Consider the following 25,313-nt stretch of genomic DNA (forward strand, 5'->3'; position numbering starts at 1 on the left):
CGGCGTTCCCGTCGCGAGGAGCAGCTCATGGCCCAAGTCGTCCGCGCCGCGCTGGTCCAGGCCACCTGGACCGGAGACACCGAAACGATGATCGCCAAACACGAGGAGCACGCCCGCAGGGCCGCCGCCCAGGGAGCGAAGATCATCGGCTTCCAGGAGGTGTTCAACGCCCCGTACTTCTGCCAGGTCCAGGAGCCCGAGCACTACCGCTGGGCCGAGGCCGTCCCCGACGGCCCGACCGTGCGCCGCATGCAGGACCTCGCCCGCGAGACCGGCATGGTGATCGTCGTACCGGTCTTCGAGCGGGAGAGCGCGGGCTTCTACTACAACACCGCTGCCGTCGTCGACGCCGACGGCAGCTACCTCGGCAAGTACCGCAAGCACCACATCCCCCAGGTCAGAGGATTCTGGGAGAAGTACTACTTCCGGCCGGGCAACCTCGGATGGCCCGTCTTCGACACCGCCGTCGGCCGGGTGGGCGTGTACATCTGCTACGACCGGCACTTCCCGGAGGGATGGCGCCAGCTGGGCCTGGCCGGAGCCCAGCTCGTCTACAACCCGTCCGCCACCCACCGCGGCCTCTCCTCGCACCTGTGGCAGCTGGAACAGCCGGCCTCGGCCGTCGCCAACGAGTACTTCGTCGCCGCCATCAACCGGGTCGGCCGTGAGGAGTACGGCGACAACGACTTCTACGGCACCAGCTACTTCGTCGACCCGCGCGGCCAGTTCGTCGGTGACGTCGCCAGCGACAAGGAAGAGGAACTCCTCGTCCGCGACCTCGACTTCGCCGTGATCGACGAGGTCCGCAACCAGTGGGCCTTCTACCGCGACCGCCGCCCCGACGCCTACGGAGGGCTCGTACAGCCGTGACCGACCCGATCCCCCTGCACAGCCGCCACGTCAGCGTCATGCCGGACTGGCTCGCGCTCTACTACCGGCGGCCCCTCGAACTGACCCACGGCGAAGGCCGTCACGTCTGGGACTCCGAGGGCAATCGCTACCTCGACTTCTTCGGCGGCATCCTCACCACCATGACCGCCCACGCCCTGCCCGAGGTCACCAAGGCCGTCTCCGACCAGGCCGGGCGGATCATCCACTCCTCGACCCTCTACCTCAACCGGCCGATGATCGACCTGGCCGAACGGGTCGCGGCGCTGTCCGGCATCCCCGACGCCAGGGTCTTCTTCACCACCTCCGGCACCGAGGCCAACGACGCCGCCCTGCTGCTCGCGACGACGTACCGCCGTTCCAACCAGATCCTCGCGATGCGCAACAGCTACCACGGCCGGTCCTTCTCCACCGTGTCGATCACCGGCAACCGCGGCTGGTCCCCGACCAGCCTCTCGCCGCTCCAGACGTACTACGTCCACGGCGCCGTACGCACCCGCGGCCCCTTCGCGGCCCTGCCCGACGCCCGGTTCACCGAGGCGGCCGTCGCCGACCTGGAGGACGTGCTCGGCCAGGCGCGCGGGGGAGTGGCCGCGCTCATCGCCGAACCGATCCAAGGCGTCGGCGGCTTCACCTCCCCGCCCGACGGCCTCTACGGGGCCTTCCGCGAGGTGCTCGACCGGCACGGCATCCTGTGGATCAGCGACGAGGTGCAGACCGGCTGGGGCCGTACCGGCGAGCACTTCTGGGGCTGGCAGGCGCACGCCCAGAACGGCCCGCCGGACATCCTCACCTTCGCCAAGGGCATCGGCAACGGCATGTCCATCGGCGGGGTCGTGGCCCGCGCCGAGGTGATGAACTGCCTGGACGCGAACTCCATCTCCACCTTCGGCGGTTCCCCGGTCACCATGGCAGCCGGCGTCGCGAACCTCTCGTACCTGCTGGAGCACGACCTCCAGGGCAACGCCCGCCGCGTCGGCGGCCTGCTGCTGGAGCGGCTACGCGCCATCGCCGCACACGTGCCCGCCGTACGGGAGGTCCGCGGCCGGGGCCTGATGGCCGGCCTGGAACTGACCCGCCCCGGCACCGACCGGGCCGACCCGGACGCGGCCGCCGCCGTCCTGGAGGCCGCCCGCGAAGGCGGCCTCCTGCTCGGCAAGGGCGGCGGGCACGACACCAGCGTGCTGCGCATCGCGCCGCCGCTCTCCCTCACCGTCGCAGAGGCGGAAGAGGGGGCCGAGATCCTCGAACAGGCGCTCCGCAGCATCCCGTAGGGGGAACTCCCATGAGCATCCGCACCCTGATCCGCGGCGGGCTGGTCGTCACCGCCTCCGACGAACTGCACGCGGACGTCCTCATCGAGGACGGACGCGTGGCGGCGCTCGCCGCCCACGGCTCGGCCGCCGCCGAAGCCTGGACCGCCGACCGCACGATCGACGCGAGCGGGAAGTACGTGGTCCCGGGCGGCGTCGACGTGCACACCCACATGGAACTCCCTTTCGGAGGCACCGCCGCCTCGGACACGTTCGAGACCGGAACCCGGGCCGCCGCGTGGGGCGGTACCACCACCATCGTCGACTTCGCGGTGCAGAGCGTGGGCCACACCCTGCGCGAGGGACTCGACACCTGGTACGACAAGGCCGACGGCAACTGCTCCATCGACTACGCCTTCCACATGATCCTCTCGGACGTGAACGAGGGCACCCTGAAGGAGATGGACCTCCTCGTCGGGGAGGGCGTCACCTCCTTCAAGCTGTTCATGGCCTACCCCGGCGTCTTCTACAGCGACGACGGGCAGATCCTGCGCGCCATGCAGCGGGCCTCCGGCAACGGCGGGCTGATCATGATGCACGCCGAGAACGGCATCGCGATCGACGTCCTCGTCGAACAGGCCCTGGCGCGCGGCGAGACCGACCCCCGCCACCACGGCGAGGTCCGCAAGGTGCTGCTGGAGGCCGAGGCCACCCATCGGGCGATCCAGCTCGCCCGGGTCGCGGACGCCCCGCTGTACGTGGTCCACGTCTCGGCGCAGGAGGCGGTGGCCGAACTGGCCGCCGCCCGCGACAAGGGCCTGCCCGTCTTCGGGGAGACCTGCCCGCAGTACCTCTTCCTGTCCACCGACAACCTGGCCGAGCCCGACTTCCAGGGCGCCAAGTACGTCTGCTCCACGCCGCTGCGGCCGAAGGAGCACCAGGCCGCGCTCTGGCGGGGTCTGCGGACGAACGACCTCCAGGTGGTCTCCACCGACCACTGCCCGTTCTGCTTCCGGGGCCAGAAGGAGCTGGGCCGCGGGGACTTCTCGAAGATCCCCAACGGGCTGCCGGGGGTGGAGAACCGGATGGACCTCCTCCACCAGGCCGTCCTGGACGGGCACATCAGCCGCCGCCGCTGGATCGAGATCGCGTGTGCGACCCCGGCCCGGATGTTCGGCCTCTACCCGCAGAAGGGCACCATCGCGCCGGGCTCCGACGCCGACATCGTCCTCTACGATCCGCACGCCGAGCAGGTCATCTCCGCCGAGACGCACCACATGAACGTGGACTACTCGGCGTACGAGGGCAGGCGGATCACCGGGCGCGTCGACACCGTGCTCTCGCGCGGCGAACTCGTCATCGACCGCCGCGAATACACCGGCCGGGCCGGCCACGGGGTCTTCGTCCCCCGCACCACCTGCCAGTACCTGTAAGCCGTCAAGGAGCCGCCCCATGGACTTCGGCCTCGTCCTGCAGACCGACCCGCCCGCCTCGCAGGTCATCAGCCTCATGCGCCGCGCCGAGCGCAACGGCTTCCGCTACGGCTGGACCTTCGACTCGGCGGTCCTGTGGCAGGAACCGTTCGTCATCTACAGCCAGATCCTCGCCAACACCCAGAAGCTGCACATCGGTCCGATGGTCACCAACCCGGGCACCCGCACCTGGGAGGTGACCGCCTCCACCTTCGCCACCCTCAACGACATGTACGGCAACCGCACGGTCTGCGGGATCGGGCGCGGGGACTCGGCCATGCGGGTCGCCGGGCGGGCGCCGAACACGCTGGCCCGGCTCGGGGAGGCCATCGACGTCATCCGGGATCTCGCCGAGGGCCGTGAAGCCGAGGTCGACGGCAATGCCATCCGGATTCCCTGGATCAAGGACGGAAGGCTCCCGGTCTGGATGGCGGCGTACGGGCCGAAGGCCCTCGCTCTGGCCGGGCAGAAGGCGGACGGTTTCATCCTCCAGCTCGCGGACCCCTACCTCACCGAGTGGATGATCAAGGCCGTCCGCCAGGCTGCTGTGGAGGCCGGCCGCGATCCCGCCTCGATCACCATCTGCGTGGCAGCTCCGGCCTACGTGAGCGAGGACCTCGCGCACGCCCGCGACCAGTGCCGCTGGTTCGGCGGGATGGTCGGCAACCACGTCGCCGACCTCGTCAGCCGCTACGGCGAGCACTCCTCGATGGTCCCCGGCGAACTGACCGAGTACGTCAAGGCCCGCCAGGGCTACGACTACAGCCACCACGGCCGCGCCGGGAACCCGTCCGCCGACTTCGTCCCGGACGAGATCGTCGACCGCTTCTGCCTGCTGGGCCCGCCCGAGGCCCACATCGAGAAGCTGCGCGCCCTGCGCGACCTCGGCGTCGACCAGTTCGCCGTCTACGACATGCACGACGCGAGGGAGGCCACCATCGACGCGTACGGGCAGTACGTCATCCCCGCACTGACCACCTGACACGCCCCCGGCCCGCACGGCCCGGCGCCGGTCCCCGCTCGGCGGCGGGGCGGCGCCGTCGTGTGGCCGGCCGGGCGGCGCCGGCCCGTCCGCTCACCCGGACGCGGTCGTCCGGCGCAGGCCCACCCGCTCCAGGACCGCGTACGTCCCCACGACCAGCGCGCCGACCAGCATGAAGACGGTGCCGAAGCGGGTGAGCGGGACGAAGTCCCCGCCGGCCACCACCCCGCAGGCGACGGCGCAGCCGAGTTTCACCCCCACGACGGCCCTGACCGGACCGGCCGGGATCACCGGGTAGCCCGCCAGGAGGGCCAGCGAGGCCGCGCCGCCGAGCTGGAAGAGACCGAAGCCGGTGCTGAAGGCGACCGGCATCCCGGTGGCGGAACCGAGCGGCACGCACGCCGCGATGAGCACGGCCGCCATCACCGCCGTGCTGGCCCCGTCGATCCGCAGGACCATCCGCAGGAAACGGTCGGGCGCCCGGCGGGGCGCCGCGGCCCGAGGGGCCGGATGCGCGGTCTGGCCGGGGTGTACGGACGGTGTCATGGCAGGGCTCCTTCGCGCCGGGACGGTGCCCTCACCGTCACACGGGACCGGTCGCCCGCTCCATGACCTCCCAGGTCATGGAGGCGCCGCCGTCCCGGCGGATGCGGTGGTGCGCATGAAGCAGGAAGTCCCTCCCCGCGTCGGCCTGTTGCTGCGTGAGTGGCGCAGGCGCAGGAAACTCAGCCGGCTCGACCTGGCCCTGCGGGCCGACACCTCCACGCGGCACCTGTCCTGTGTGGAGACGGGCCGGGCCCGGCCCGGCCGGGAGATGGTGCTCCGGCTCGCCGAGCACCTCGACGTGCCGCTGCGCGAGCGCAACGGCCTGCTGCTGGCGGCCGGTTACGCCCCTGCCTATCAGAAGAGCCCCCTGGGCAGCGACCGATGGCGATGGCACGCCAGGCGCTGCGGAGCATGCTGACCGGTCACGAGCCCTACCCGGCGGCGGTCGTCGACCGGGTCTGGAACGTGGTCGACGCCAACCGCTCGATGTCCCTGCTGATGGACGGCGTCCCGCCGGCCGTGACGGCCGAGGGCGTCAACGTCATGCGCCTGATCCTGCACCCGGACGGACTGCGGCGGCACTGCCTCGACTTCGCGGAGGTCCACGCGCACGCCCTCGGCCGCCTCCTGCACCAGGCCCACGGCACCGGTCACCCCGAACTGCGGCGCGCTGTACGAGGAGGTGTCCGCCCACCGGCCGCCGCACCGGTCGCGCCGCCCGGCCCGGTCGACGCGACCGGTGCGGTCGTACCGCTGCGGCTGCGCACCCCCTACGGCGACATGGCGCTGTTCAGCATGATCGCCACCTACGGCGCGCCCGCGGACGTGACCCTGATCCGAGCTCGCCGTCGAGACGTTCTTCCCCATGGACGAGGAGACGGCCCGCCTCCTGCCCCGGCACGTGGCGGCGGGCCCGGGGAACCCGCAGGCCCCCTGAGACGGCGCGGCAGGTCAGCCGACCGAGGTCGCCACCCGGCGCCCGGCGCGGTGCGTCCGTACGTGCTGGACGGGCTGGGTCGGCGGGTGCACGGTCGCCGGGTACAGGGCGACGGCCTGCCGGGCCACGTACACCCGGGCGACGAGTTCGGCGTGGTCGGAGCGCGGCAGCTCCACGCCGAACACCTCGCGCATCAGATCCGGGACCTCCTCCGGGGCGAACCCGCGCGCCGTGGTCGTACCGTCCGGGGTGGTGGTGGTGAGGGTGCTGCCGTCCAGGGCGAGGTGGTCGCGCTCGCGCATCTGCTGGACGAGCAGCCGGCCGGCGAAGGGCGAGCGCGCGTGGGTGGACAGGAAGTGGTTGGCCACCATCCAGTCCGGCGCGTACCGCTGGTCGAGGGTGAAGGCGTGCAGGTCGAACCAGCCTTCGGCGCCGCGCGAGCGCATCAGGTACAGCGGGTTGCCGGTCTCGGTGGCCGTCCGCTCCAGCCGGAAGCCCCACCCGCCGAGCGCGGTCTCGGCGCCGTGCACGAGTTCCATCGGCTCGATGGGATTGCGGCCGAAGCCCGGGTCGCAGACCCACACCTGGCCGGTCTCCGGGGTCTCGGCCGTCTCCACGCGCAGCATCGCGTGCGTGGCCGGACGGAGCTGCTCGCCGCCGATGCGCACCCGCGAGGCCAGCCCCGTCACGCGGAATCCGATGCGCTCCAGCACCGCTGCGAGGAGCACGCTGTGCTCGTAGCAGTAGCCGCCGCGGCGCGCGTGGACCAGCTTGTCCTGAACGTCCGGCAGCTCGAGGGAGATCGGCCGGCCGAGCACGATCTCGACGGTCTCGAAGGGGATCGAGGTGGTGTGCGCGCGCGTCAGCGCACGCAGAACGTCGAGGGTGGGCGCGAGCTCTCCGTCGTATCCGGTACGCCGGAGGTACGCATCCAGGTCGAGGCGGCCGCCCTGCCAGGCCGTGGCATCGTCGTTCATCGTCATGGCGGACATGATGCAGAGAAGTCGGCCCCCGGCCGGACCCCCCGGGGACGAGAACGTCACGTTCGCGCCCCTAGGCCCTGTCGTCGAAGTGGCGCCTGGCCCGCGACGCCCGGCACCGCACCTCGCCGCGTTGTCGGGGCACCCGGGTACGTCCAGTACGCGGGCGCCCCTCCGCCTTGCGATGCACGGCGCCGGACGCCGCGGGCCTGACCGGCGCCACTTCGACGACAGGGCCTAGGGCGCCTTCAGTGCGGTGCCGGCGAACTCCTTGGTCCGTTCGACCGCCTGCTTCATGGAGAAGTGGTCGCCGCCGGGCGGGAAGAAGTCGACCGCCCCGACGGCGCCGTAGTCTGTTCATGCCGTACCCCCCGAAGCGACAAACGATCAAGGCAAGCCTACGAGATCTCCGGGGACCGGCCCGGCTGCCGGCCGGTTCACCCGGCGTCCACCCCGTGTCCGGCCGCCCGTCCGGGATTGTCGGTGGGGTTTGTCGGCCGGGCGTGCTTTGCTGGGGGCATGATCGAAGAGTTCCTGGCCCGTGACCTGTCCGATGTGGAAGAGGCCGTACGCAAGGCGGCGGCGGTCGAGATCATGCCGAGGTTCCGGCAGCTCGCCGACCACGAGGTCGATCAGAAGAGCGGACCGCACGACCTCGTGACCGTCGCCGACCGCAGGGCCGAGGAGCACCTCACGGCCGCCCTGACCCGGCTGCTGCCCGGATCGGCCGTGGTGGGCGAGGAGGCCGTGCACGCCGACCCGACCGTGTACGGGGCGCTGCGCGCCGACGCCCCGGTGTGGATCGTGGACCCGGTCGACGGGACCCGGCAGTTCGTCTCCGGCGACCCCGCGTTCTGCACCCTGGTGGCGCTGGCCCACCGCGGGGAGATCCTCGCCTCGTGGACCTTCGCCCCGGCACTGGAGGAGCTCGCGACCGCCGTCCGCGGCCAGGGCTCGTACGTCAACGGAGAACCGATCCGGTGCGGTTCGCCCGCGCCGGGTGCCGAGCTGCGCATCGCCATGGCCCATCCCCTGTACACCTCCGAGGCCGACAAGCGGGCCCTCGCCCGGCTGGACGTCCCCGGAGTGGCGGCCCGGCCCTGCGGTTCCGCGGGCCTGGAGTACCTGAAGGTGGCCCGCGGCGAGATGGACGGCCTGGCCTTCACCTGGCCCTCCGCCTGGGACCACGCGGCCGGGCTGCTGCTCGTGGCGGAGGCGGGCGGCGCCCAGAGCACGGTCGAGGGGGTCCCCTTCCGGGTGGACCGGGACAACGCCCTGCCGTTCGCGGTGGGCCGGGACGAGGCAACCGCCGTACGGATCCGCGAGCTGCTGCGCGGCGCCTAGCAGGCGCCCGGCGGGGCCGGGCGGCGAGGGCCCGTACGACGGGCGGAATATCCTGGGCGGGGTGGCGCCGCCGGACGAAGGAGTCGCAAGTGCCGTCGATTCTCGATGCGGTCGTGGTGGGGGCGGGGCCCAACGGGCTGACGGCCGCCGTCGAACTGTCCCGGCGCGGCCTCTCGGTGGCCGTGTTCGAGGCCGCCGACGCCGTCGGCGGCGGGGCCCGGACCGAGGAGCTGACCCTCCCCGGCTTCCGCCACGACCCCTGCTCGGCCGTGCACCCCCTCGGTGCCGGTTCGCCCGTCTTCGCCACGATGCCGCTCAAGCGGTACGGGCTGGAGTGGCTGGACGCCCCGCTGCCGATGGCGCACCCCTTCGACGACGGTACGGCCGCCGTCCTCTCCCGCTCGGTCGCGGAGACGGCGGCGTCCTTCGGATCGCGCGACGCGGGCGCGTACCGGCGGCTGGTGGAGCCGTTCCTCGGCCGATGGGACACCCTTGCCCGGGACTTCATGTCCCTGCCGAGCACCGCCCTGCCACGGGACCCCGTCACCCTCGCCCGCTTCGGGCTCGCCGGGCTGCCGCCCTCCACGTGGCTGCTGCGCCGCTTCCGGGACGACCGGGCCCGGGCACTGTTCGCCGGGCTCGTCGCGCACGTGAACGCCCCGCTCGGCGGGATCGGCACCGGCGCGGTCGGCCTGGTGTTCGCCCTGGCCGCGCACGCGAACGGCTGGCCGCTGCCGCGCGGAGGCTCGCAGTCCATCTCGGACGCCCTCGCCGCCTACCTGCGCGAGCTCGGCGGGACCGTGCACACCGGCTTCGAGGTGAGGCGACTCGACGAGCTGCCGCCCGCCCGGGCGTACGTCTTCGACACCTCGCCGACCGCGCTGTCGCGGATCGCCCGCCTGGGGCGCGCGTACGACGGATACCGGTACGGCCCCTCCGTCTTCAAGATCGATTACGCGCTGGACGGCCCGGTCCCGTGGACCGCGCAGGAGCCACGCCGTGCGGGCACCGTCCAGATCGGCCCCGGCACCCGCGACATCGACGCCGCCCTGCAGCTCGCCTCGGGCGGCAGGGCCCCGCGCAACCCCTTCCTGATCACCGCGCAGCCCAGCCTCGTCGACCCGGGCCGGGCGCCCGCCGGCAAGCACGTCTTCTGGGCGTACGGGCACGTCCCCGCGGGCTGGGACGGCGACCTCACCGACGCCGTGGAGCGCCAACTGGAGCGCTTCGCCCCGGGCTTCCGCGACCTGGTCCTCGCCCGCGCCACCGCGGGCCCGCCCCAGCTCGCGGCCCGCAACCCCAACTACGTCGGCGGGGACATCGCCTGCGGAGCCACCTCGGGACTCCAGCTCCTGCTGCGCCCGAAGCTCTCGCTCTTCCCGTACACCACGGCGCACCCGGCCGTCTTCATCTGTTCCTCGGCGACCCCGCCCGGCCCCGGAGTGCACGGCATGTCCGGCCACAACGCGGCCAAGGCGGTCTGGCGCCACCTGCGAAAGGACTCGTGATGGTCCGCATCACCCTCGTCCAGGGGGACATCACCGCGGAGCAGGCCGACGCGGTGGTCAACGCGGCGAACTCCTCGCTGCTCGGCGGCGGGGGAGTGGACGGCGCCATTCACCGGCGCGGCGGGCCGGAGATCCTCGCGGCCTGCGAGGACCTGCGCCGCTCCCGCTACGGCAAGGGCCTGCCGACGGGCCGCGCCGTCGCCACCACGGCGGGCCGGCTGCCCGCCGGCCACGTGATCCACACCGTCGGCCCGGTCTGGTCGCGCGAGGAGGACCGCTCGGAGCTGCTGGCCTCCTGCTACCGGGAGTCCCTGCGCGTGGCCGACGGGCTCGGGGCCCGTACGGTCGCCTTCCCGGCCGTCTCCACGGGTGTCTACGGCTGGCCGATGGACGACGGGGCCCGGATCGCCGTCGAGACCGTACGGGCCGCCACGACCTCGGTGGAGGAGGTCCGCTTCGTGCTGTTCGACCGGGCGGCGTACGAGGCCTTCGAGGCGGCCGTGGCGGACACCCCCTGAGGGTGCCGGGGGCCGAACCGGCCCGTCCTCGGGCCACCGCGCCGCCGACGGTCATGGAAACGGCCCCCGGCCGCTGCCCGCCCACCCCGCGCCACCAGGGGGAACACCCGGACAACACCCCGACCGGCCCCCGGTCTGACCGGCACCTCAGGATCGCCGGGAGCCCCCGCCCGGGTGGGGGCGGGGGTAGGTCCTGGACTGCTTGACGCTGCCGTAGGCGAAGCTCGATTCGATCGAGGCGATGCCCGGGATGGCGTGGATCCGGTGGCGCACCAGGGCCTCGTACGCCTCCAGGTCCTCGATGACCACCCGGAGCAGGTAGTCGCTGCTCCCCGCCATCAGGTAGCAGTCCTGGATGTGCTCGATGCCGGCGACGTGCCCCTCGAAGAGCCGGACGGCCTCCGCCGTGTGGCGTTCCAGCCGGATCCGGACGAAGACGGTGACCGGGAGCCCGAAGGCGACCTGGTCGACCATGGCCGTGTAGCCGCGGATGAGGCCCGCCTCCTCCAGCCGCCGGACCCGGCGCAGGCAGGGGGAGGGGGACAGCCGGACGCGGTCGGCGAGGTCCTGGTTGGACAGGCGCCCGTCGGCCTGGAGCTCCCGGATGATCTGCAGGTCCACCGCGTCCACGGCCACGCTCCTCGGGTTCGTCGGTGCTCTGGGGCGTTCCCGGCCGCTGTCGGGCCCTTGCTCCGGAGTTCCTTGGCAGATCCTGCCCCAAACGTATGCCCGAGCGGCAGAACTGGCAATCGGCTGCCCCGCCCCAGGCCCTAGCGTTGCCCCCGCACGGACCGGACCGGTCCGGGTCCCAGAGGCTGGAGCGTTTCCCTTGGTCGCGACGAACACCACCGGCGCGGCCGCGCCTCCCGGCACGACAGCCCCGCGGGCCGGAAACCCCGGCCGGCGAGGGCTCTCCCCGCACGCCGAAGGCATGGCGGCGCTGCTGGTGACCGTGGCCATCTGGGCGGCCTTCGCACTCAGCGCCCGCGCCCTGAGCGCCTCCTCCCTGCTGCCCGCCGACGCCGCCCTGCTGCGCTTCGGGGTCCCGCTCCTCGTACTCCTCCCCGCCCTGTGGCGGCGCCGCCACCGGATCGCCGCCGTACGCCCCGGCCCAGCGGCCAAGATCGTCTGCGGAGCCGGGGTGCCCTTCTTCCTGGCGGCCATGCACGGCGGCTCCCTGACCTCGGCGGCGTTCGTCGGCTCGATCGTCCCCGGGATGGTCCCGCTCTTCGTCAGCGCCCTCATGGCCGCCCGGGGCCACGGCGCACCCCGCGGTACCCAGCCGGCCGGGCTCGCGCTCATCGCCCTCGGCGTGGCCGCCCTCGTCTGGCGCTACGTCGTCCCGGTGGACGCAGGCGTGCTCGAAGGAGCCGGCACCCTCCTGGTCGCCAGCGGCCTGTGGGCGCTGTACACGGTCGGCCTGCGCGACGTGGACCTGGACCCGGTCGGATCCATCGGGCTGCTGTGCCTGCCCTCCTTCGCGGCGATCGGCCTCCTGGTCCTGACCGGGGTGCTCCCGACGGGGATCTCCCACGCCGCCGGGAGCGACATCCTGCTCTTCCTGGTGGTGCAGGGGCTCGGGGTCGGCCTGTGCGCGGGCCTGCTGTACGCCTTCGCCATCCGCAGGCTGGGCGCCGGGCGGGCCTCCGTCGTCGGCAGCCTGAGCCCCGTCGCCGTCGTCCTGCTCGCCGTCCCGCTGCTCGACGAGTCGCCCACCGCGGCCGTCCTCGTCGGCGTCCCGCTCATCACCGTCGGCGTGGTCCTCGCCAACCGGCGGCCCCGCACCCCCGTCCGTACCCGTACCCGTCCCGAGGTCCCCGCAGATGCTTGAGCTCCTTCCCCCGCCGCCCACCGACCCGCTGTGGGACCTGACGTACGAGTTCGGCACCGACGAGCGGCCCGAGCGCCTCAACCTCGTCCTCGGCGTCTACCGCGACGCGGCGGGGAGCACCCCCGTCATGGCCGCCGTGCGCGCCGCCGAGATCCGCCTGGCGGAGCGCTCGGAGTCCAAGGAGTACCGGGGGCTCTCCGGCAACGCCGCCTTCAACCGGGCCCTGCTGGGGATGGTCCTGGGGGCCGGCGGACCCGCCGACCGGGCGGCGGCCGTCCAGACCGTCGCGGGCTCCGGCGCGCTGAGGCTGCTGGCCGACCTGATCTGCCGCACCCGGCCGGGCGCCACGGTGTGGATCAGCGACCCCGCGTACGTCAACCACCGGCCGATCATGGAGGCCGCCGGGCTGACCGTGCGCACCTACGCCTGGCGCGACGCGGCGGGCGACTTCGACGCCGAGGGGGCGCTGCGGGACCTGGCCGCGGCGCGCCGCGACGACGTGGTCCTGCTCCAGGGCTGCTGCCACAACCCCACCGGCGCCGACCCCTCGCGGCAGGCCTGGGAGGCGCTGGCCGAACTGTCCGCCCGCGAGGGCTGGGTGCCCTTCGTCGACCTCGCCTACCACGGGCTCGGGGACGGGCTCGAGGCCGACCTGTGGGCCACGCGGATGCTGGCGGAGCGGGTGCCGGAGATGCTGGTCGCCGTCAGCTGCTCGAAGAACTTCGGCCTCTACAGCGACCGCACCGGCTGCGCCATCGTCCTCGGCGCCTCGGCGCGGGCCGTACGACACGCCGAGACGGCCCTGCAGAACGCCGCCCGGACGCTGTACTCGATGCCGCCCGAGCACGGTGCGGCCGTGGTGACGACGATCCTGGAGGACGAAGGGCTGCGGGCCGCCTGGCGCGCGGAACTGGACGTCATGCGGGGCCGGATCACCGCCAACCGCGCGGAGCTGACCGCGCGCCTGGGCGCCCTGGGCCACGGAGGCCTCGCGGACTCCCTCGCGCGGCAGAAGGGCATGTTCTCGATGCTGCCGCTGAGCTCGCCCCAGATGCTCCGGCTGCGCAGGCAGTTCGCCGTCTACGGAACCACGTCCGGGCGGATCAACATCGCGGGCATCCCGGCCGACCGGATCGCCTGCCTCGCCCGCGGCATCGCCGGCGTGCTCGACCCTGCGGGCGCACCCCGGGCCGCCCACCCCGTCGCCGGCTGAGCCCCGCCCGGGGAGCCGGGAAGGAGCCCTTACATGCTGGACGGGGCCGCGCGGGGCCGGACATGACAGTCCCCGGCAGTCCGCCGATTCCATGAACCGTCCGTCGTCGCGGGCGGTTCCCGTGGATCGTGGGTCCTGCCGGGGGCCTGGCCAGAGCCTCGACTAGGGTCACGCGGGCCTCCGGACGTCTCCGGAGGGAGGTGCGGCTCTATCTGGTGTTCCGGTGTATTCATGAGTTTCCTCCCTATTCGTCCCACGTCAAGAGGGGCAGGAGAACTGCTCCGGCCGTCGCCCGCCGCCCCCGGCCTCCCTGCGGACACAGCGCCCCGCACGGAGCCCTCGGATAGGGTGAATCGGTAGGAATCAGGGCCCCCGGTGTGAGGTCGGTGCGTTGGACACTTACCAGTCGACGAGCGAGGTGCCGGAGCAGCCGTTGGCGGCTGTCGGCTACGCGGGCGTGCTCCGCGAGCTGCTCCCGATCGCCCTGTGGCGGGAGGACGCGGACGGGCGCATCGTCGAGTGGTCGCTGGCCGCGCAGGACCTGCTCGGCCACCGCCCCGAGGACGTCCTCGGCCGGCCGGGCACCGCCGTGCTCGTCCCCGAGGCCAACCGCGAGCTCGCCGAGGAGCTGACCCGGCGCGTGCAGTCCGGCGAGACGGTCGTCGGTACCCTCCCGGTCCGCCACCGCGACGGGCACCGGGTCCCGATGGAGATGTGGATCGTGCCCGCCCGCGACCCGCAGGGGCGTACGGGGGCCCTGCTCATCGCCGTGGAGACCTCCCAGGTCCACCACATGCGGGACTCGCTGGCCGCCCTCCAGAGCCTCTTCACCCAGTCGCCCATAGGCCTCGCCACCCTCGGCCCCGACCTGCGGTTCCTCCGCGTCAACGACGCCCTGGCCCGGATGAACGGGGTATCCGCCGAGGAACACCTGGGCAAGCGGCTCACCGAAGTGGTGCCCGGGGTCAACGCCGCCGCCCTGGAGGCGATGATGCAGCGGGCCCTCGACGGAGGCACCGCCGTCGTCGACGTCCGCCGCACCGGCCGCACCCCCGCCGACCCCGATCACGACCGGACCTGGTCCTGCTCCTACGCGCCCCTCCTCGACGGCTCCGGGCGCCGCCTCGGCCTGATCGCTTCCCTGATCGACATCACCGAGGGCCAGCGGGCCCAGGCCGACGCCGGACGGGCCCGGCACCGCTTCGCCCTCCTGGCGGAGGCGGGCACCCGCATCGGCACCACGCTGGACCTGCGGCAGACCGCCCAGGAGATCGTGGAGGTGCTGGTACCGCAGCTCGCGGACTCGGCCGACGTACAGCTCCTGGAGGCGGTGCTCGAACCGGACGAGGCGGCGGCGTCGACGCACGGCGTCCTGCGCAGGCTCGCGGCCGCCTTCCCCGACCCGGCCGCGCCCACCGCGAAACTCGTGGCCGGCCAGACCTTCCGCATCCCGGCGGGCACGGTCTACGAGCGGGTGATCGCCGACGGGCAGCCCATGGACCTGTACACCTCCGACATCCCGGCCCTGATCAGGGACCCGCGCGCCGAACCCCTGCGCGCCTACCTCGCCACCCTGGGGTCCGCGCGCATGATCCCGCTCGTCGCGCGCGGCACCGTGCTCGGCGCGGTCGCCGTCACCCGCCTGCGCGACCGCGAGCCCTTCGACGAGGAGGAACGCGTACTGATCGACGAACTCGTCGCGCGCGCCGCCCTCAACATCGACAACGCCCGCATGTACACCCGCCAGCGGCAGGCGGCCCTGACCCTCCAGCGCAGCCTCACCAACAGCGCGCTGCCCGAGGTGCCGGGCCTGGAACTGACCGGCCGCTACCTGCCCGCCAGCGACCACGACGTGGGCGGGGACTGGTTCGACGTCATCCAGCTGCCCGGAGGCCGGACCGGACTGGTCATCGGGGACGTCATGGGCCACGGGATCCACGCGGCCGCCGTCATGGGCCAGCTGCGCACGGCGGTACGGACCCTCGCCCGCCTGGACGTGCCCCCGGAGCAGATGCTCCGCTCGCTCGACGCGGTCGTGGCCGACCTCGGGGAGGACGAGATGGCCACCTGCGTCTACGCCGTCCACGACCCGGAGTCGGGCAGCTGCGTGATCGCCCGGGCCGGCCACCCGCCCCCGGCCGTGGCCGGCTCCGACGGGCGGATCACCTTCCTCGACGGCCCGCCGGGGACCCCGCTGGGCACCGGCGGCCAGGACTTCCCCGCCGAGGAGGTGCCGCTGCCCCCCGGGAGCCTGCTCGTGCTCTACACCGACGGACTCATCGAGGCCCGGGACCGGGACCTCGACCAGGGCATGGACCAGCTGGCGACCGCCCTGCACGGCGTGGACCAGCCCCTGGAGGAGCTGTGCGACGAAATCCTGGAGCGGCTGCTGCCCCGCGCCCCGCAGGACGACGTGGCCGTGCTGCTGGCCCGCACCCGGCAGCCCTGACGGAACCTGACGGAACCTGACCGGGCCGGGTGCGGGCGGGGCGGGGGGCCGGGTGGGGTCACCAGGCCAGGTCCTCCAGCGCGTCGAGGTCCAGCGCGCCCGCCTCCGGTAGCGCCCCGTCCCCGGTCAGCGGCAGCTCCGCCCAGATGACCTTGCCCCGCTCCGTGTAACGGGTGCCCCACCGGTCGGCGTACTGCGCGACGAGGAACAGCCCGCGCCCGCCCTCGTCGGTGGTGGCCGCGTACCGCAGGTGCGGGGAGGTGCTGCTGCCGTCGGACACCTCGACGATCAGGCACCGGTCGCGCAGCAGGCGCACCCGTACCGGAGCGCTCCCGTACCGGATCGCGTTGGTGATCAGCTCGCTGAGGATCAGCTCGGTGGTGAAGGCGACGCCCTCCAGGCCCCAGGCGCTCAGCTGCGCCGAACCCGCGTTGCGCACCCGGGAGACGGCCGACGGGTCGCCCGGCACCTCCCACTCGGCGATCCGGTCCGCCTCCAGCCGCCGGGTGTCGGCGATCAGCAGCGCGATGTCGTCGCTCGGCACCGGGAACAGCAGCGCGTCGAGGACGTCGGCACAGGCCTCGTCGGGGCTGCGGCCGGTCTGCGACAGCGCCTCGCCCAGCAGGTGCAGGCCGGTGTCGAAGTCCCGGTGGCGGTCCTCCACCAGGCCGTCCGTGAACAGCGCGAGCCGGCTCGCCTCGGGCAGCTGGAACTCGGCGGCCTCGAACGGCATGCCCCCGACGCCGAGCGGGAGCCCGGTGGGCAGCTGGGGGAACTCCACCCACCCGTCGGGGCTGACCAGTGCGGGGCCGGGATGACCGGCACTGGCCATCACGCACCGCCCGGAGACCGGGTCGTAGACCGCGTAGAGGCAGGTGGCACCGGTGACCTGGGCCGCCTCGCCCATGCCGTCCGCGGCGGCCCCGCCCACGCCGTCCGCGGCGCCGCCGCCCCCCTCGCCCGCGGCCATGCCGCCGCTCTCGTTCTGGTCGATCCGGTTGATCAGCTCGTCCAGGTGGCCGAGGAGCTCGTCGGGCGGCAGGTCGAGCGTGGAGAAGTTGTGCACGGCGGTCCGCAGCCGCCCCATCGTGGCCGCCGCGTGCACCCCGTGGCCCACCACGTCGCCGACGACCAGCGCCACCCTCGCCCCCGGCAGCGGGATCACGTCGAACCAGTCCCCGCCGACCCCCGCCTTCGCGGGCAGGTAGCGGAAGGCGACGTCCACCGCGGTCTGGTCGGGCAGCACCCGCGGCAGCAGACTGCGCTGGAGCGTCACGGCCGTCGCGTGCTCGCGGGTGAAGCGGCGGGCGTTGTCGATGGACACCGCGGCGCGCGCCCCCAGCTCCTCGGCGAAGGACAGGTCCTCCTCGTCGAAGGGGTCCGGGGTGTCGGCGGCCCGCCAGAAGTTGGCCATGCCGAGGACGACGCCCCGCGCCTGCAGCGGTACCGAGATCAGCGAGTGCAGCCCGTAGTCGAGGGCCACGCGGGTCCCCTCGGAGTCCTGGGCCCGCCAGCCCATCGCCGCGTGCAGGTCGGCGGCGAGCACCGCCCGCCCGGCGTCCAGGGCCGCCGCCATCGGCGCCGTCGGCACGACGAAACGGATGACGTCGCCGACCGCCTGCAGCGGCGGGTCCGGGCGGACACCGCTCATGGCCGCCCGCCGCATCTCCGTGTACAGGCCGCCGGCCGGCGAGGGCTCGTCACCGCGCAGCACCGGGTCCAGCAGCTCCACGGTGGTGAAGTCGGCGAAACGGGGGACGGCGACCTCCGAGAGCTCCTCGGCGGTGCGCACCACGTCCAGGGTGGTGCCGATGCGCACCCCGGCGTCGTACAGGAGCTGGAGCCGGCCGCGGGCCACCTCGGCACGGCCGGAGACCGCGGCGAGCTCGGTGGAGTCGCGCAGCGTCATGACGGTACCGGCGGGCTGGCCCGCGTACGGCTTGGTGGGGCGCACGTTGACCGCGAGGAGCCGGTCGCCCGCCAGGTGCACCTCGTCCGTCGCGACCCGGCCGGAGGTGAGCAGTTCCGCGGTGCGCGGATCGAGGCCGAGGTCGCCGACGTACCGCTGTTCGGGGTCGGCGGGCAGGTCCAGGAGCCTGCGGGCCTCGTCGTTGGCGAGGACGAGCCGGTGGTCGGCATCGATGATCAGAACGCCCTCGCGCACGGCATGCAGGACCGCCTCGTGGTGTTCGTTCATCCGGGTCATCTCGGCGGCGCCCAGCCCGTGGGTCTGGCGCCGCAGCCGGTGGCTGACCAGCGCCGCGCCGCCGGTGCCGAGCAGCAGGGCGCCCGCGGCCGCGCCGAGGAGGAGCGGGAGCTGGTCCTCGACGGAGCCGGACACGTTCTCCACCTCGATGCCCGTGCCGACCAGGCCGACGACGGCGCCGCGGGCGTCGCGGACCGGAACCACGGCGCGGACCGCGTCGCTCGGCTCGCCCGTGAAGGTCTCCGTGAAGGACTCCCCGGCCGCGGCGCGCGCGAGGTCGCCGGTGGCGCGCTCGCCGATCAGCTCCGGCCGAGAGTCGGTGTACCGGATCCCGTCAGTGCTCATCACGGCGAGGAAGTCCAGCCCGGAGGCCCTGCGGGCGGCCTCGGCCAGGGGCTGGAGCTCGCCGGTCGGGTCCGGTGACCGGAGCGCCTGCGGGAGGCCGGGCGCGTGGGCGAACGCCTCGGCGGCGGCGAGCGACCGGTGGGCGGCGTCGCGCCGGCTGTCGTACCGGGCCTGTACCACCAGGGCGGCTGCGGCCGCGGTGATCAGCAGCAGCACGATCACCGCCTGGAGGGCGAAGACCTGACCGGCGACGCTGTGGACCCACTTGGACAGGCGCGCGAGCAGGCGCGGGCCCCACCCGGTCGGCTGCCGACCAAAACGTCCGGTCATGAGCCATTTCTAACACTGTCGCGGGTGTTTGGGAGCGGCTGCCGGTACGGAGTCCGCGGGGCGGAGCGCAGGGCTCGCGCCGCCGCCAGCGCCCGGCGGGCCCGCGTGCCGGTGCGGCCCGGACCCCCTCGGGGGTCCGGGCCGCACCGGCACGGATGGATCAGAGGACATCGGCGGCGATGTTCGCCGCGACCTGCTCCAGCAGGGGACCCGCGTTCGGGATGGACTTCGCCGGGTCGGGCTCCAGGTCCGTGAGCGGGTATGCCCGGCGGATGCCGGCCGCCTCCAGGGCCTCCTGGTCCAGCAGCAGCCGCCCGCAGACGGCCACGACGGGCTTGCCCGCCGCGCGCGCGGCGGCCGCCACGCCCGCCGGGGCCTTGCCGTGCAGGGTCTGCTCGTCCAGCGAGCCCTCGCCGGTGATGACCAGCGTGGCGCGCTCCAGGGCCGGCGCGAAACCGAGTACCTCCAGCATCAGCTCGATGCCGGGACGGAACGTGGCGCCGAGCAGCAGGGCGCCGTAGCCGATGCCGCCCGCACCGCCCGCACCCGGGAGGACCGCGCACTCGGCGGCCTTGGCGCCGATCGACTTCTCCAGCACCACCGCGAAGTGGGCCAGGGCCGCGTCGAGCGCCGCCACGTCCTCGGGCGAGGCGCCCTTCTGCGGGCCGTAGACCGCGGGCGCGCCCTTCGGGCCCGTCAGCGGGTTGTCCACGTCGCTGGCGAGGACGAAGTCCACGTCCGCGAAGCGCGGGTCGATCCCGGACAGGTCGGCCGAGGCCAGTCCGGCCAGCGCGCCGCCGCCCGGGCCGACGGGTTCGCCGTTCGCATCCAGGAACACCGCGCCCAGCGCGGCCAGCATGCCGGCGCCGCCGTCGGTGGTGGCGCTGCCGCCGACGCCGAAGACGATCGAGCGCGCGCCCGCATCCAGCGCGGCCTTCAGCAGCTCGCCCGAGCCGTAGGTGGTGGCCGTCAGCGGGGCGAAGGTGTCCGCCGGCAGCAGCTGCAGCCCGGAGGCCTCCGCCATCTCGACCACGGCGGTGCCGTCGCGCAGCGCGAAGGCGGCCGTGACCTGGTCACCGAGCGGTCCGGTGACCCGTACCTCCCGGCGCTCGAAACCGGCCGCCACCGCGGCCGCGACCGTGCCGTCGCCGCCGTCCGCGACGGGGAGGGTCTCGATCTCCACGTCCGGTACGGCCCTGCGGAGACCGGCCGTCACCCGCTCCGCGACCTGAACGGCCGTGAGCGAACCCTTGAATTTGTCCGCGGCGATGAGCACGCGCGCGGTCTCAGTTACTGCTCCGTCCGTCACCTTGCTATTCCCTTGCTATCGAACAGTGCAGTCGCGCCGCCATGAGCTTATCCGGAGGATCCTCCTATGCCCATGAGTGGCCTGGGCCACACCCGACGGGTCATGTTCCTAAAGCGGGATATATGCCCGCATGGTGTGGCCGCATGAGCGCCGATTCACGGGAACCGTCACCCCCGGACACCCCGGGCGGCCGGTCCCGAAGCCCGGCGGACGGCGCTCCCGACCGCACCGTCGTCACCGTGGGCGCGCTCGCGGTCCTGGCCGTGGTCGCCTGGGCAGCGCTTGCCAAGGACTCCTTCGACACCGCTTCGGGCACCGCGCTCGCCTGGGTGCTGGAGAACTTCGCCTGGCTGTTCGTGATCGCCGCGGACGTCTTCCTCGTCCTGTGCGTCGTGCTCGCGATCAGCCGCTTCGGCCGGATCCGCCTCGGCGCCGACGACTCCGCGCCCGCGCCACCATCCTGGTCGCGCTGCCCTTCGTCGTTGTCATGCTGCTGCTGTGCTGGGCCCTGCTGAAGGAGCTCCGCGCGGACCCGGGGGCCGGACCCGCCCGCCACCACGCCCTGCACGGCATGGGGGACGCCGTCCGGGCCAGGGTCGGCGACGCCCTCACCGAACAGGGCGCGGCCCGCCACCCGCGCCTGCGGCGCGTCGCCGGGTCCAGGACGCGCAGCCGCGAGGACGGCGGCTCCGGCACCCCCGGGACGCCTGGGTAGGGTTGCGGCGTGACCACCACGGATGACTACGCCACCTACATCGCGAGCCTGCCCCGGGTGCTGGCCGGAGCGGCCGCCCTCTACCGGGACGCCGAGGGCCGGGTCCTGCTCGTCGAGCCCAACTACCGCGAGGGCTGGGCCCTGCCGGGCGGCACCGTCGAGTCGGACCTGGGTGAGTCGCCGCGCACCGCCGCCCGCCGCGAGAGCGCCGAGGAGATCGGGATCGACGTGCCGCTCGGCCGGCTGCTCGCCGTCGACTGGTCGCAGGACGCGGCCCGCCCGCCGCTCGTCGCGTACCTCTACGACGGCGGGGTGCTGGACGCCGGACAGCTGGCCGCCGTCACGCTCCAGGAGGAGGAGCTGGTCTCCTGGCTCCTGGTCGAGCCCGCCGAACTCACCACCTACCTGCACGGAACGCTCGGCCTGCGCACCCAGGAGGCCTATCACGTCCTGCAGTCGGGCGAGGGCACGGTCGAACTGGAGAACGGACGCCGCCCGGCCGCTTCCTGAGGCGCCCCGCCCGTACCGGATCCCGACCCACCGCGCCCACGCCGAGCAGGACAGAATCCAGTAGATGATCACCATGTACGCCTGGCCCAGCACCGCCGACGGGCCCGAAGGCCTGCCCCTGGTCCACTTCACCACCGACCAGCAGGCCGGCGGTGAGGTCACTCCCGAGGGGATGCCGGTGTGGCTCTTCGACACCGCGATACGCGAGGGCGGCTGGGCCCAGTTCACCGATTTCGAGAGCTGGGCCGTGCCCGCGACCGGCTGGCAGGCCTTCTACCGCCGGGAGGACGACGTCCTCGCCGTCACCGGACCCGGGTCGTGCGAAGGCTGGTACCAGGGCAGCCTCGGCGCCGACCCGGACTGGGTGGAGGCGGCCGCCGCCCAGCAGAGCGTGGTCCTGCTCGCCGCCCCCGTCCAGCACCCGTCGCTGTACAGCTACGCGGTGGAAGCCGGCGCCGCCTTCGCCCTGCTGGTCCCGCTGCTCGTGGTCTAGACCGCCGGACGGCCCGCGGCCGGCGCAAGGCCCCGGCCGCGGACCGGAGGCCCTACTTCTTCTCCAGCTCCAGCAGCCGCACCTTGCGCTCCAGCCCGCCGCCGTAGCCCGTCATCGCGCCCGAGGCACCGATGACGCGGTGGCAGGGGACGATGATGCTGACCGGGTTCCTCCCGTTGGCCAGGCCCACCGCGCGCGAGGCGTTCGGCTTGCCGAGTTCCGCCGCGAGGCGCCCGTACGACCAGGTCTCGCCGTAGGGGATCCGCAGGAGCTGGTCCCACACGCTGCGCTGGAACGCGGTGCCCTCCAGGTGCACCGGAACGGTGAACTCCGTCAGCTCCCCGGCGAAGTAGGCCCTCAGCTCCAGGACCACCTCCGCGAAGGGGGCCACCCCGTGCGGGACCCGTTCCCCGAAGGTCTCCTCGGCGGGCTGGTGGCGGTGGTCCGTCATGTACAGGGCACTGAGGACCCCGCCCGTGGAGACCAGCTTGAGCAGGCCGAGCGGGCTGTCGACGACGGTGTACTGCTTGCTGGTGGTGCTCATCAGCGGTGTGCTCCTCAGACGGGCAGGTGGTTGACGGGGTGGGCGTCGGTGGCCCACAGGTACTGGACGGCGTAGGCGCGCCAGGGCCGCCAGTCGGCCGCCCGGGCGGTCAGTGCGGCCGGGGTGGAGGGCAGCCCGAGCGCCCGCGCGGCCCGCCGGACGCCGAGATCGGACGCCAGGAAGGCGTCCGGGTCGCCGAGCGCCCGCATCGCGATCACCTCCGTGGTCCACGGACCGAAACCGGGCAGGGCCGAGAGCCCCGCCCGCGCCGCCTCCCAGTCGCTGTCGATGCCGAGCGGCAGCGAACCGTCGGCGAGGGCCGAGACCAGCGTGGTCAGCGTGGTCCGCCGGCTGCGCGGCAGGGCCAGCGACTCCGGGTCCAGGGCGGCCAGCGCCTGCGGCGCGGGGAAGAGGTGCGTCAGCCCGCCCTGCGGGTCCTCGACGCGCTCCCCGTGGGCGGTGACCAGCCGTGCGGCGTGCGTCCGGGCCGCAGCCGTGGAGACCTGCTGGCCCAGGACCGCCCGTACGGCGAACTCCGCCGCGTCGACCGTACGCGGTACCCGGCGCCCGGGGGCCTTGTCCACGATCGGGGCCAGCAGCGGGTCGCGGCGCAGCTGCTCGTCGACCGCCTCGGGGTCGGCGTCCAGGTCGAGCATCCAGCGGCAGCGGCTGATGGCGATGGTGAGGTCGCGCAGGTCGGTGAGGGCCAGCCGGCAGCCGATGTGGTCGGGCTGCGGGGTCAGCGCCACGACACCCGTGCCGTAGGGCAGGCGCAGGGTGCGGCGGTAGGCGCCGTCCCGCCACTCCTCCACGCCGGGCACGGCGGTCGCGGCGAGGTGGCCGAAGAGGTTGTCCGGGTTCAGCGGGGTCCGGAACGGCAGCCGCAGGCTGATCGTCCCCGGGATCCGCGGCTCGGCGCCCCGCCGGCCGGCGGCCTTCGCGGCCCTGTCGCGCAGCTCGCTGGGGGAGAGGGCGAACACCTCGCGGACGGTGTCGTTGAAGGTCCGGATGGAGGAGAACCCGGAGGCGAAGGCGACGTCCCCCATCGGCAGCTCGGAGGTCTCGATGAGCAGCCGCGCCGTCTGGGCGCGCTGGGCCCGGGCGAGGGCCAGCGGCCCGGCCCCGAGTTCGGCGTTGAGCTGCCGCTCGACCTGACGGGCCGAGTAGCCGAGCCGGGTGGCGAGCCCGGGCACGCCCTCGCGGTCCACGACCCCGTCCTGGATCAGTCGCATGGCCCGGGCCACGGCGTCGGCCCGCGCGTTCCACTCCGGGGAGCCCGGGCTGGTGTCCGGCCGGCACCGCTTGCAGGCGCGGAACCCGGCCTGCTGGCAGGCGGCGGCGCTGGGCAGGAAGGTCATGTTCTCGACCTTGGGCGGTACCGCGGGGCAGCTGGGCCGGCAGTAGATCCGGGTGGTCAGGACCGCGGTGAAGAACCAGCCGTCGAAGCGGGCGTCCTTCGACTGAACGGCTCTGACGCAGCGCTCGGTGTCGGTGTGCATGGGTCCAGGATCCCGGGACGGAGGGGCGGGGGCTGGCGGTTTTCCGACATCAAGGCTACGCCGTCCCGCCCAGCCGGTGGGCCGATACGGCCAGGGTCAGGGCGATGAGGTCGTGCGGACGGGACAGCGAGCGGGCAGTCAGCTGCTCCAGGCGGCGCAGCCGGTTGAAGACCGTGTTGCGGTGGCAGTAGAGGCGGGTCGCCGCCCGCCCCGCCGAGCCCTCGGCGGCGAGCCACGCGTCCAGGGTCTCCAGCAGCACGGCACGGTCCGCCGGGTCCAGCTCCAGCAGCGGCCCGAGGACCTCCTGCACCAGCTCCCCCGCCAGCTCGGGCTGGCGGACGACCAGCGCCGTCGGGAGCCGCTGCGACAGCCGGACCAGGGACCGTTCCTCGGCCCCGCACGTGGCCAGCGCCGTCTCCGCCAGCCGTCTCGCCCGGCCCAGCTCCGCCAGCCCGTCCACCACCGGGCTGATCCCGCCGGGGCCGGGACAGCGGTCGGTCAGCTCCGCCACCAGCTCGTCCAGCGAGGAGGACCCCAGGGCCGCCACCGCCAGCTCCTGCTCCGCCCGCATCCGCCAGAACAGCCGCATCCCGCCCGCCGCCGCCACCCGGTGCACCGAGTCCCGCCGGTCCACCGGCAGCACGACCACCGCGTACCGCCCCTGCTCCGGCAGGTCCAGGCCCGCCGCCGCCCGCGCGGCCAGGCCCGGCGCCGCGTTCCCCTCCAGCAGCGCGTCGAGCAGGGCCTGCACCCGCTCGTCGCTGCGCCGCCGCATCTCCAGCTCGCCCGCCCGGTAGGCCTCCGCCGTCGCAGCGGCCTGCTGCTCGATCCCGGCCCACATCGCTCCGGCCGTACGGGCCAGCACCGGCAGGGCCTCCGGCTCCTCCTCCGTCACGATGTCCAGCAGGGCGTCCCAGGTCAGCCGCCCCGCGCGGCGGTACGCATACAGCAACAGGTCCAGCGGCAGCCCCTGTTCGGCCCGCCGCCGGCCGAGCTCCTCCGCGTACGCCAGGTCCTTGCGCGGGTCCGAACGGCGCGCGGCGAACGCCTCGATCCCGTAACGCATCGCCTCGCTGACCTGTTGCCAGTGCTCGTCGCGCGGCACCGCCAGGTCGAACAGCGGCGAATGCTTCGCCAGATCGCCGATCAGCTGCTCCGTCAGTGCGGGTACGCGCTCCAGCAGCACCTCGGCCGCCGTCAGCAGCACCGACCACTCCGCCTCCGTGCGCGCCCTGCGTCCGCCCATGGCCGCAGAGGATGTCACCCGCCGGCCGCCCGCGTAAGGGGCCGCGTCCACAGGTCTGTGCCGCTGCACAACCCCACCCCGGTCCCGGCTGGTCATCGGCAGCGATTCCGCTTCCGCCCGTGGACGGGCCGCTCCGCCCGGTGCTGGTCTGTGCGCCAGCACAACGCCCGGAAGGGCCTGGCGGTAGGAGGGAAT

At 73.8% G+C, this 25,313-nt stretch carries 22 protein-coding genes and 2 pseudogenes; 16 read left to right on the plus strand and 8 right to left on the minus strand.

What is annotated here, in order from left to right; all coding sequences use genetic code 11:
* Positions 1 to 27: 27 nt before the first annotated feature.
* The 4 genes from ACFWUZ_RS00480 to ACFWUZ_RS00495 are packed head-to-tail and all read left to right on the plus strand — an operon-like array spanning position 28 to position 4,595.
* Positions 28 to 870: a nitrilase-related carbon-nitrogen hydrolase gene (locus tag ACFWUZ_RS00480; RefSeq protein ID WP_384364677.1), complete on the plus strand. Its 843-nt coding sequence runs from the start codon at positions 28 to 30 to the stop codon at positions 868 to 870.
* Between the two features lie 38 nt (positions 871 to 908).
* The gene (locus tag ACFWUZ_RS00485; protein ID WP_384366229.1) at positions 909 to 2,162 is read left to right on the plus strand and encodes an aspartate aminotransferase family protein; all 1,254 of its coding nucleotides are present in this window, start codon (positions 909 to 911) and stop codon (positions 2,160 to 2,162) included.
* An 11-nt stretch (positions 2,163 to 2,173) separates the two neighbouring features.
* Positions 2,174 to 3,574: a dihydropyrimidinase gene (gene hydA / locus ACFWUZ_RS00490; protein ID WP_384364680.1), complete on the plus strand. Its 1,401-nt coding sequence runs from the start codon at positions 2,174 to 2,176 to the stop codon at positions 3,572 to 3,574.
* 19 nt (positions 3,575 to 3,593) lie between these two features.
* Positions 3,594 to 4,595, plus strand: a complete 1,002-nt coding sequence (locus ACFWUZ_RS00495) for a TIGR03842 family LLM class F420-dependent oxidoreductase (protein ID WP_384364683.1) — start codon at positions 3,594 to 3,596, stop codon at positions 4,593 to 4,595.
* 93 nt (positions 4,596 to 4,688) lie between these two features.
* Here the strand turns inward: ACFWUZ_RS00495 and ACFWUZ_RS00500 are convergent, their stop codons facing one another.
* Positions 4,689 to 5,141: a hypothetical protein gene (locus tag ACFWUZ_RS00500; protein ID WP_384364686.1), complete on the minus strand. Its 453-nt coding sequence runs from the start codon at positions 5,139 to 5,141 to the stop codon at positions 4,689 to 4,691.
* Between the two features lie 115 nt (positions 5,142 to 5,256).
* Between ACFWUZ_RS00500 and ACFWUZ_RS00505 the strand changes: the two genes are divergently transcribed.
* A complete protein-coding gene (locus tag ACFWUZ_RS00505) occupies positions 5,257 to 5,559 on the plus strand; it encodes a multiprotein-bridging factor 1 family protein (RefSeq protein ID WP_384364689.1) in 303 nt (100 codons plus the stop codon).
* Positions 5,553 to 5,915: pseudogene (locus tag ACFWUZ_RS00510) on the plus strand (transcriptional regulator); the annotation flags it as partial. The gene ACFWUZ_RS00505 and the pseudogene ACFWUZ_RS00510, both read left to right, overlap by 7 nt.
* A gap of 177 nt (positions 5,916 to 6,092) precedes the next feature.
* On the opposite strand, the gene ACFWUZ_RS00515 reads toward ACFWUZ_RS00510, so the two are convergent.
* Positions 6,093 to 7,061, minus strand: a complete 969-nt coding sequence (locus tag ACFWUZ_RS00515) for an arylamine N-acetyltransferase (protein ID WP_384364692.1) — start codon at positions 7,059 to 7,061, stop codon at positions 6,093 to 6,095.
* Positions 7,062 to 7,577: 516 nt separating this feature from the next.
* Here ACFWUZ_RS00515 and ACFWUZ_RS00520 point away from each other — a divergent pair.
* From ACFWUZ_RS00520 to ACFWUZ_RS00530, 3 genes are all read left to right on the plus strand, one after another.
* Complete coding sequence (locus tag ACFWUZ_RS00520) at positions 7,578 to 8,402, plus strand: inositol monophosphatase family protein (protein ID WP_384364695.1); 825 nt, start codon at positions 7,578 to 7,580, stop codon at positions 8,400 to 8,402.
* A gap of 98 nt (positions 8,403 to 8,500) precedes the next feature.
* Positions 8,501 to 9,910, plus strand: coding sequence for a phytoene desaturase family protein (locus ACFWUZ_RS00525; RefSeq protein ID WP_384366232.1), 1,410 nt, complete (start codon positions 8,501 to 8,503; stop codon positions 9,908 to 9,910).
* Entirely contained in the window at positions 9,910 to 10,428 is a 519-nt protein-coding gene (locus ACFWUZ_RS00530) for an O-acetyl-ADP-ribose deacetylase (protein WP_384364698.1), read from the plus strand. The genes ACFWUZ_RS00525 and ACFWUZ_RS00530 overlap by 1 nt, the downstream gene beginning before the upstream one ends.
* A gap of 147 nt (positions 10,429 to 10,575) precedes the next feature.
* On the opposite strand, the gene ACFWUZ_RS00535 is transcribed toward ACFWUZ_RS00530, so the two are convergent.
* On the minus strand, positions 10,576 to 11,058 hold the full coding sequence (locus tag ACFWUZ_RS00535) for an Lrp/AsnC family transcriptional regulator (RefSeq protein ID WP_384364701.1): 483 nt from the start codon (positions 11,056 to 11,058) through the stop codon (positions 10,576 to 10,578).
* 199 nt (positions 11,059 to 11,257) lie between these two features.
* On the opposite strand from ACFWUZ_RS00535, the gene ACFWUZ_RS00540 reads away from it, so the two are divergent.
* The 3 genes from ACFWUZ_RS00540 to ACFWUZ_RS00550 all read left to right on the plus strand — a co-directional run bounded on the left by ACFWUZ_RS00540 (position 11,258) and on the right by ACFWUZ_RS00550 (position 15,921).
* Positions 11,258 to 12,259, plus strand: a complete 1,002-nt coding sequence (locus ACFWUZ_RS00540) for a DMT family transporter (RefSeq protein WP_384364704.1) — start codon at positions 11,258 to 11,260, stop codon at positions 12,257 to 12,259.
* Entirely contained in the window at positions 12,252 to 13,472 is a 1,221-nt protein-coding gene (locus ACFWUZ_RS00545) for an aromatic amino acid transaminase (RefSeq protein WP_384364707.1), read from the plus strand. Before ACFWUZ_RS00540 ends, ACFWUZ_RS00545 begins: the two co-directional genes overlap by 8 nt.
* Before the next feature lie 391 nt (positions 13,473 to 13,863).
* Positions 13,864 to 15,921, plus strand: a complete 2,058-nt coding sequence (locus tag ACFWUZ_RS00550; protein ID WP_384364710.1) for a SpoIIE family protein phosphatase — start codon at positions 13,864 to 13,866, stop codon at positions 15,919 to 15,921.
* A gap of 58 nt (positions 15,922 to 15,979) precedes the next feature.
* On the opposite strand, the gene ACFWUZ_RS00555 is transcribed toward ACFWUZ_RS00550, so the two are convergent.
* Positions 15,980 to 18,802 (minus strand): SpoIIE family protein phosphatase, encoded by a 2,823-nt coding sequence (locus ACFWUZ_RS00555; protein ID WP_384364713.1) that lies wholly within the window; start codon positions 18,800 to 18,802, stop codon positions 15,980 to 15,982.
* Positions 18,803 to 18,962: 160 nt separating this feature from the next.
* Complete coding sequence (locus ACFWUZ_RS00560) at positions 18,963 to 20,111, minus strand: glycerate kinase (protein WP_384364716.1); 1,149 nt, start codon at positions 20,109 to 20,111, stop codon at positions 18,963 to 18,965.
* 143 nt (positions 20,112 to 20,254) lie between these two features.
* Between ACFWUZ_RS00560 and ACFWUZ_RS00565 the strand changes: the two genes are divergently transcribed.
* The 4 genes and pseudogenes from ACFWUZ_RS00565 (at position 20,255) to ACFWUZ_RS00580 (ending at position 21,829) form a co-directional block, all read left to right on the plus strand.
* Complete coding sequence (locus tag ACFWUZ_RS00565; protein ID WP_384364719.1) at positions 20,255 to 20,626, plus strand: BCCT family transporter; 372 nt, start codon at positions 20,255 to 20,257, stop codon at positions 20,624 to 20,626.
* Positions 20,563 to 20,826: pseudogene (locus ACFWUZ_RS00570) on the plus strand (BCCT family transporter); the annotation flags it as partial. The gene ACFWUZ_RS00565 and the pseudogene ACFWUZ_RS00570, both read left to right, overlap by 64 nt.
* Before the next feature lie 9 nt (positions 20,827 to 20,835).
* Complete coding sequence (locus tag ACFWUZ_RS00575) at positions 20,836 to 21,336, plus strand: NUDIX domain-containing protein (RefSeq protein WP_384364722.1); 501 nt, start codon at positions 20,836 to 20,838, stop codon at positions 21,334 to 21,336.
* 64 nt (positions 21,337 to 21,400) lie between these two features.
* Positions 21,401 to 21,829, plus strand: a complete 429-nt coding sequence (locus tag ACFWUZ_RS00580) for a hypothetical protein (protein WP_384364725.1) — start codon at positions 21,401 to 21,403, stop codon at positions 21,827 to 21,829.
* Between the two features lie 52 nt (positions 21,830 to 21,881).
* On the opposite strand, the gene ACFWUZ_RS00585 is transcribed toward ACFWUZ_RS00580, so the two are convergent.
* The 3 genes from ACFWUZ_RS00585 to ACFWUZ_RS00595 are packed head-to-tail and all read right to left on the minus strand — an operon-like array spanning position 21,882 to position 25,118.
* On the minus strand, positions 21,882 to 22,373 hold the full coding sequence (locus tag ACFWUZ_RS00585) for a methylated-DNA--[protein]-cysteine S-methyltransferase (protein ID WP_384364729.1): 492 nt from the start codon (positions 22,371 to 22,373) through the stop codon (positions 21,882 to 21,884).
* Between the two features lie 14 nt (positions 22,374 to 22,387).
* Complete coding sequence (locus ACFWUZ_RS00590; RefSeq protein ID WP_384364732.1) at positions 22,388 to 23,872, minus strand: AlkA N-terminal domain-containing protein; 1,485 nt, start codon at positions 23,870 to 23,872, stop codon at positions 22,388 to 22,390.
* Between the two features lie 55 nt (positions 23,873 to 23,927).
* A complete protein-coding gene (locus ACFWUZ_RS00595) occupies positions 23,928 to 25,118 on the minus strand; it encodes a PucR family transcriptional regulator (protein WP_384364735.1) in 1,191 nt (396 codons plus the stop codon).
* Positions 25,119 to 25,313: the final 195 nt, after the last annotated feature.

This window comes from Streptomyces sp. NPDC058646, from assembly GCF_042716875.1.
In the GTDB taxonomy this organism is placed as follows: domain Bacteria; phylum Actinomycetota; class Actinomycetes; order Streptomycetales; family Streptomycetaceae; genus Streptomyces.

Bases quoted from the DNA above. Each gene is read 5' to 3' on its own strand.
- ACFWUZ_RS00500 (WP_384364686.1), bottom strand. From the start codon at position 5,141: ATGACACCGTCCGTACACCCCGGCCAGACCGCGCATCCGGCCCCTCGG.
- ACFWUZ_RS00585 (WP_384364729.1), bottom strand. From the start codon at position 22,373: ATGAGCACCACCAGCAAGCAGTACACCGTCGTCGACAGCCCGCTCGGC.
- ACFWUZ_RS00565 (WP_384364719.1), top strand. From the start codon at position 20,255: ATGAGCGCCGATTCACGGGAACCGTCACCCCCGGACACCCCGGGCGGC.
- ACFWUZ_RS00480 (WP_384364677.1), top strand. From the start codon at position 28: ATGGCCCAAGTCGTCCGCGCCGCGCTGGTCCAGGCCACCTGGACCGGA.
- ACFWUZ_RS00545 (WP_384364707.1), top strand. From the start codon at position 12,252: ATGCTTGAGCTCCTTCCCCCGCCGCCCACCGACCCGCTGTGGGACCTG.
- hydA (WP_384364680.1), top strand. From the start codon at position 2,174: ATGAGCATCCGCACCCTGATCCGCGGCGGGCTGGTCGTCACCGCCTCC.
- ACFWUZ_RS00505 (WP_384364689.1), top strand. From the start codon at position 5,257: ATGAAGCAGGAAGTCCCTCCCCGCGTCGGCCTGTTGCTGCGTGAGTGG.
- ACFWUZ_RS00520 (WP_384364695.1), top strand. From the start codon at position 7,578: ATGATCGAAGAGTTCCTGGCCCGTGACCTGTCCGATGTGGAAGAGGCC.
- ACFWUZ_RS00530 (WP_384364698.1), top strand. From the start codon at position 9,910: ATGGTCCGCATCACCCTCGTCCAGGGGGACATCACCGCGGAGCAGGCC.
- ACFWUZ_RS00595 (WP_384364735.1), bottom strand. From the start codon at position 25,118: ATGGGCGGACGCAGGGCGCGCACGGAGGCGGAGTGGTCGGTGCTGCTG.
- ACFWUZ_RS00485 (WP_384366229.1), top strand. From the start codon at position 909: ATGCCGGACTGGCTCGCGCTCTACTACCGGCGGCCCCTCGAACTGACC.
- ACFWUZ_RS00515 (WP_384364692.1), bottom strand. From the start codon at position 7,061: ATGACGATGAACGACGATGCCACGGCCTGGCAGGGCGGCCGCCTCGAC.
- ACFWUZ_RS00495 (WP_384364683.1), top strand. From the start codon at position 3,594: ATGGACTTCGGCCTCGTCCTGCAGACCGACCCGCCCGCCTCGCAGGTC.
- ACFWUZ_RS00590 (WP_384364732.1), bottom strand. From the start codon at position 23,872: ATGCACACCGACACCGAGCGCTGCGTCAGAGCCGTTCAGTCGAAGGAC.
- ACFWUZ_RS00555 (WP_384364713.1), bottom strand. From the start codon at position 18,802: ATGACCGGACGTTTTGGTCGGCAGCCGACCGGGTGGGGCCCGCGCCTG.
- ACFWUZ_RS00580 (WP_384364725.1), top strand. From the start codon at position 21,401: ATGATCACCATGTACGCCTGGCCCAGCACCGCCGACGGGCCCGAAGGC.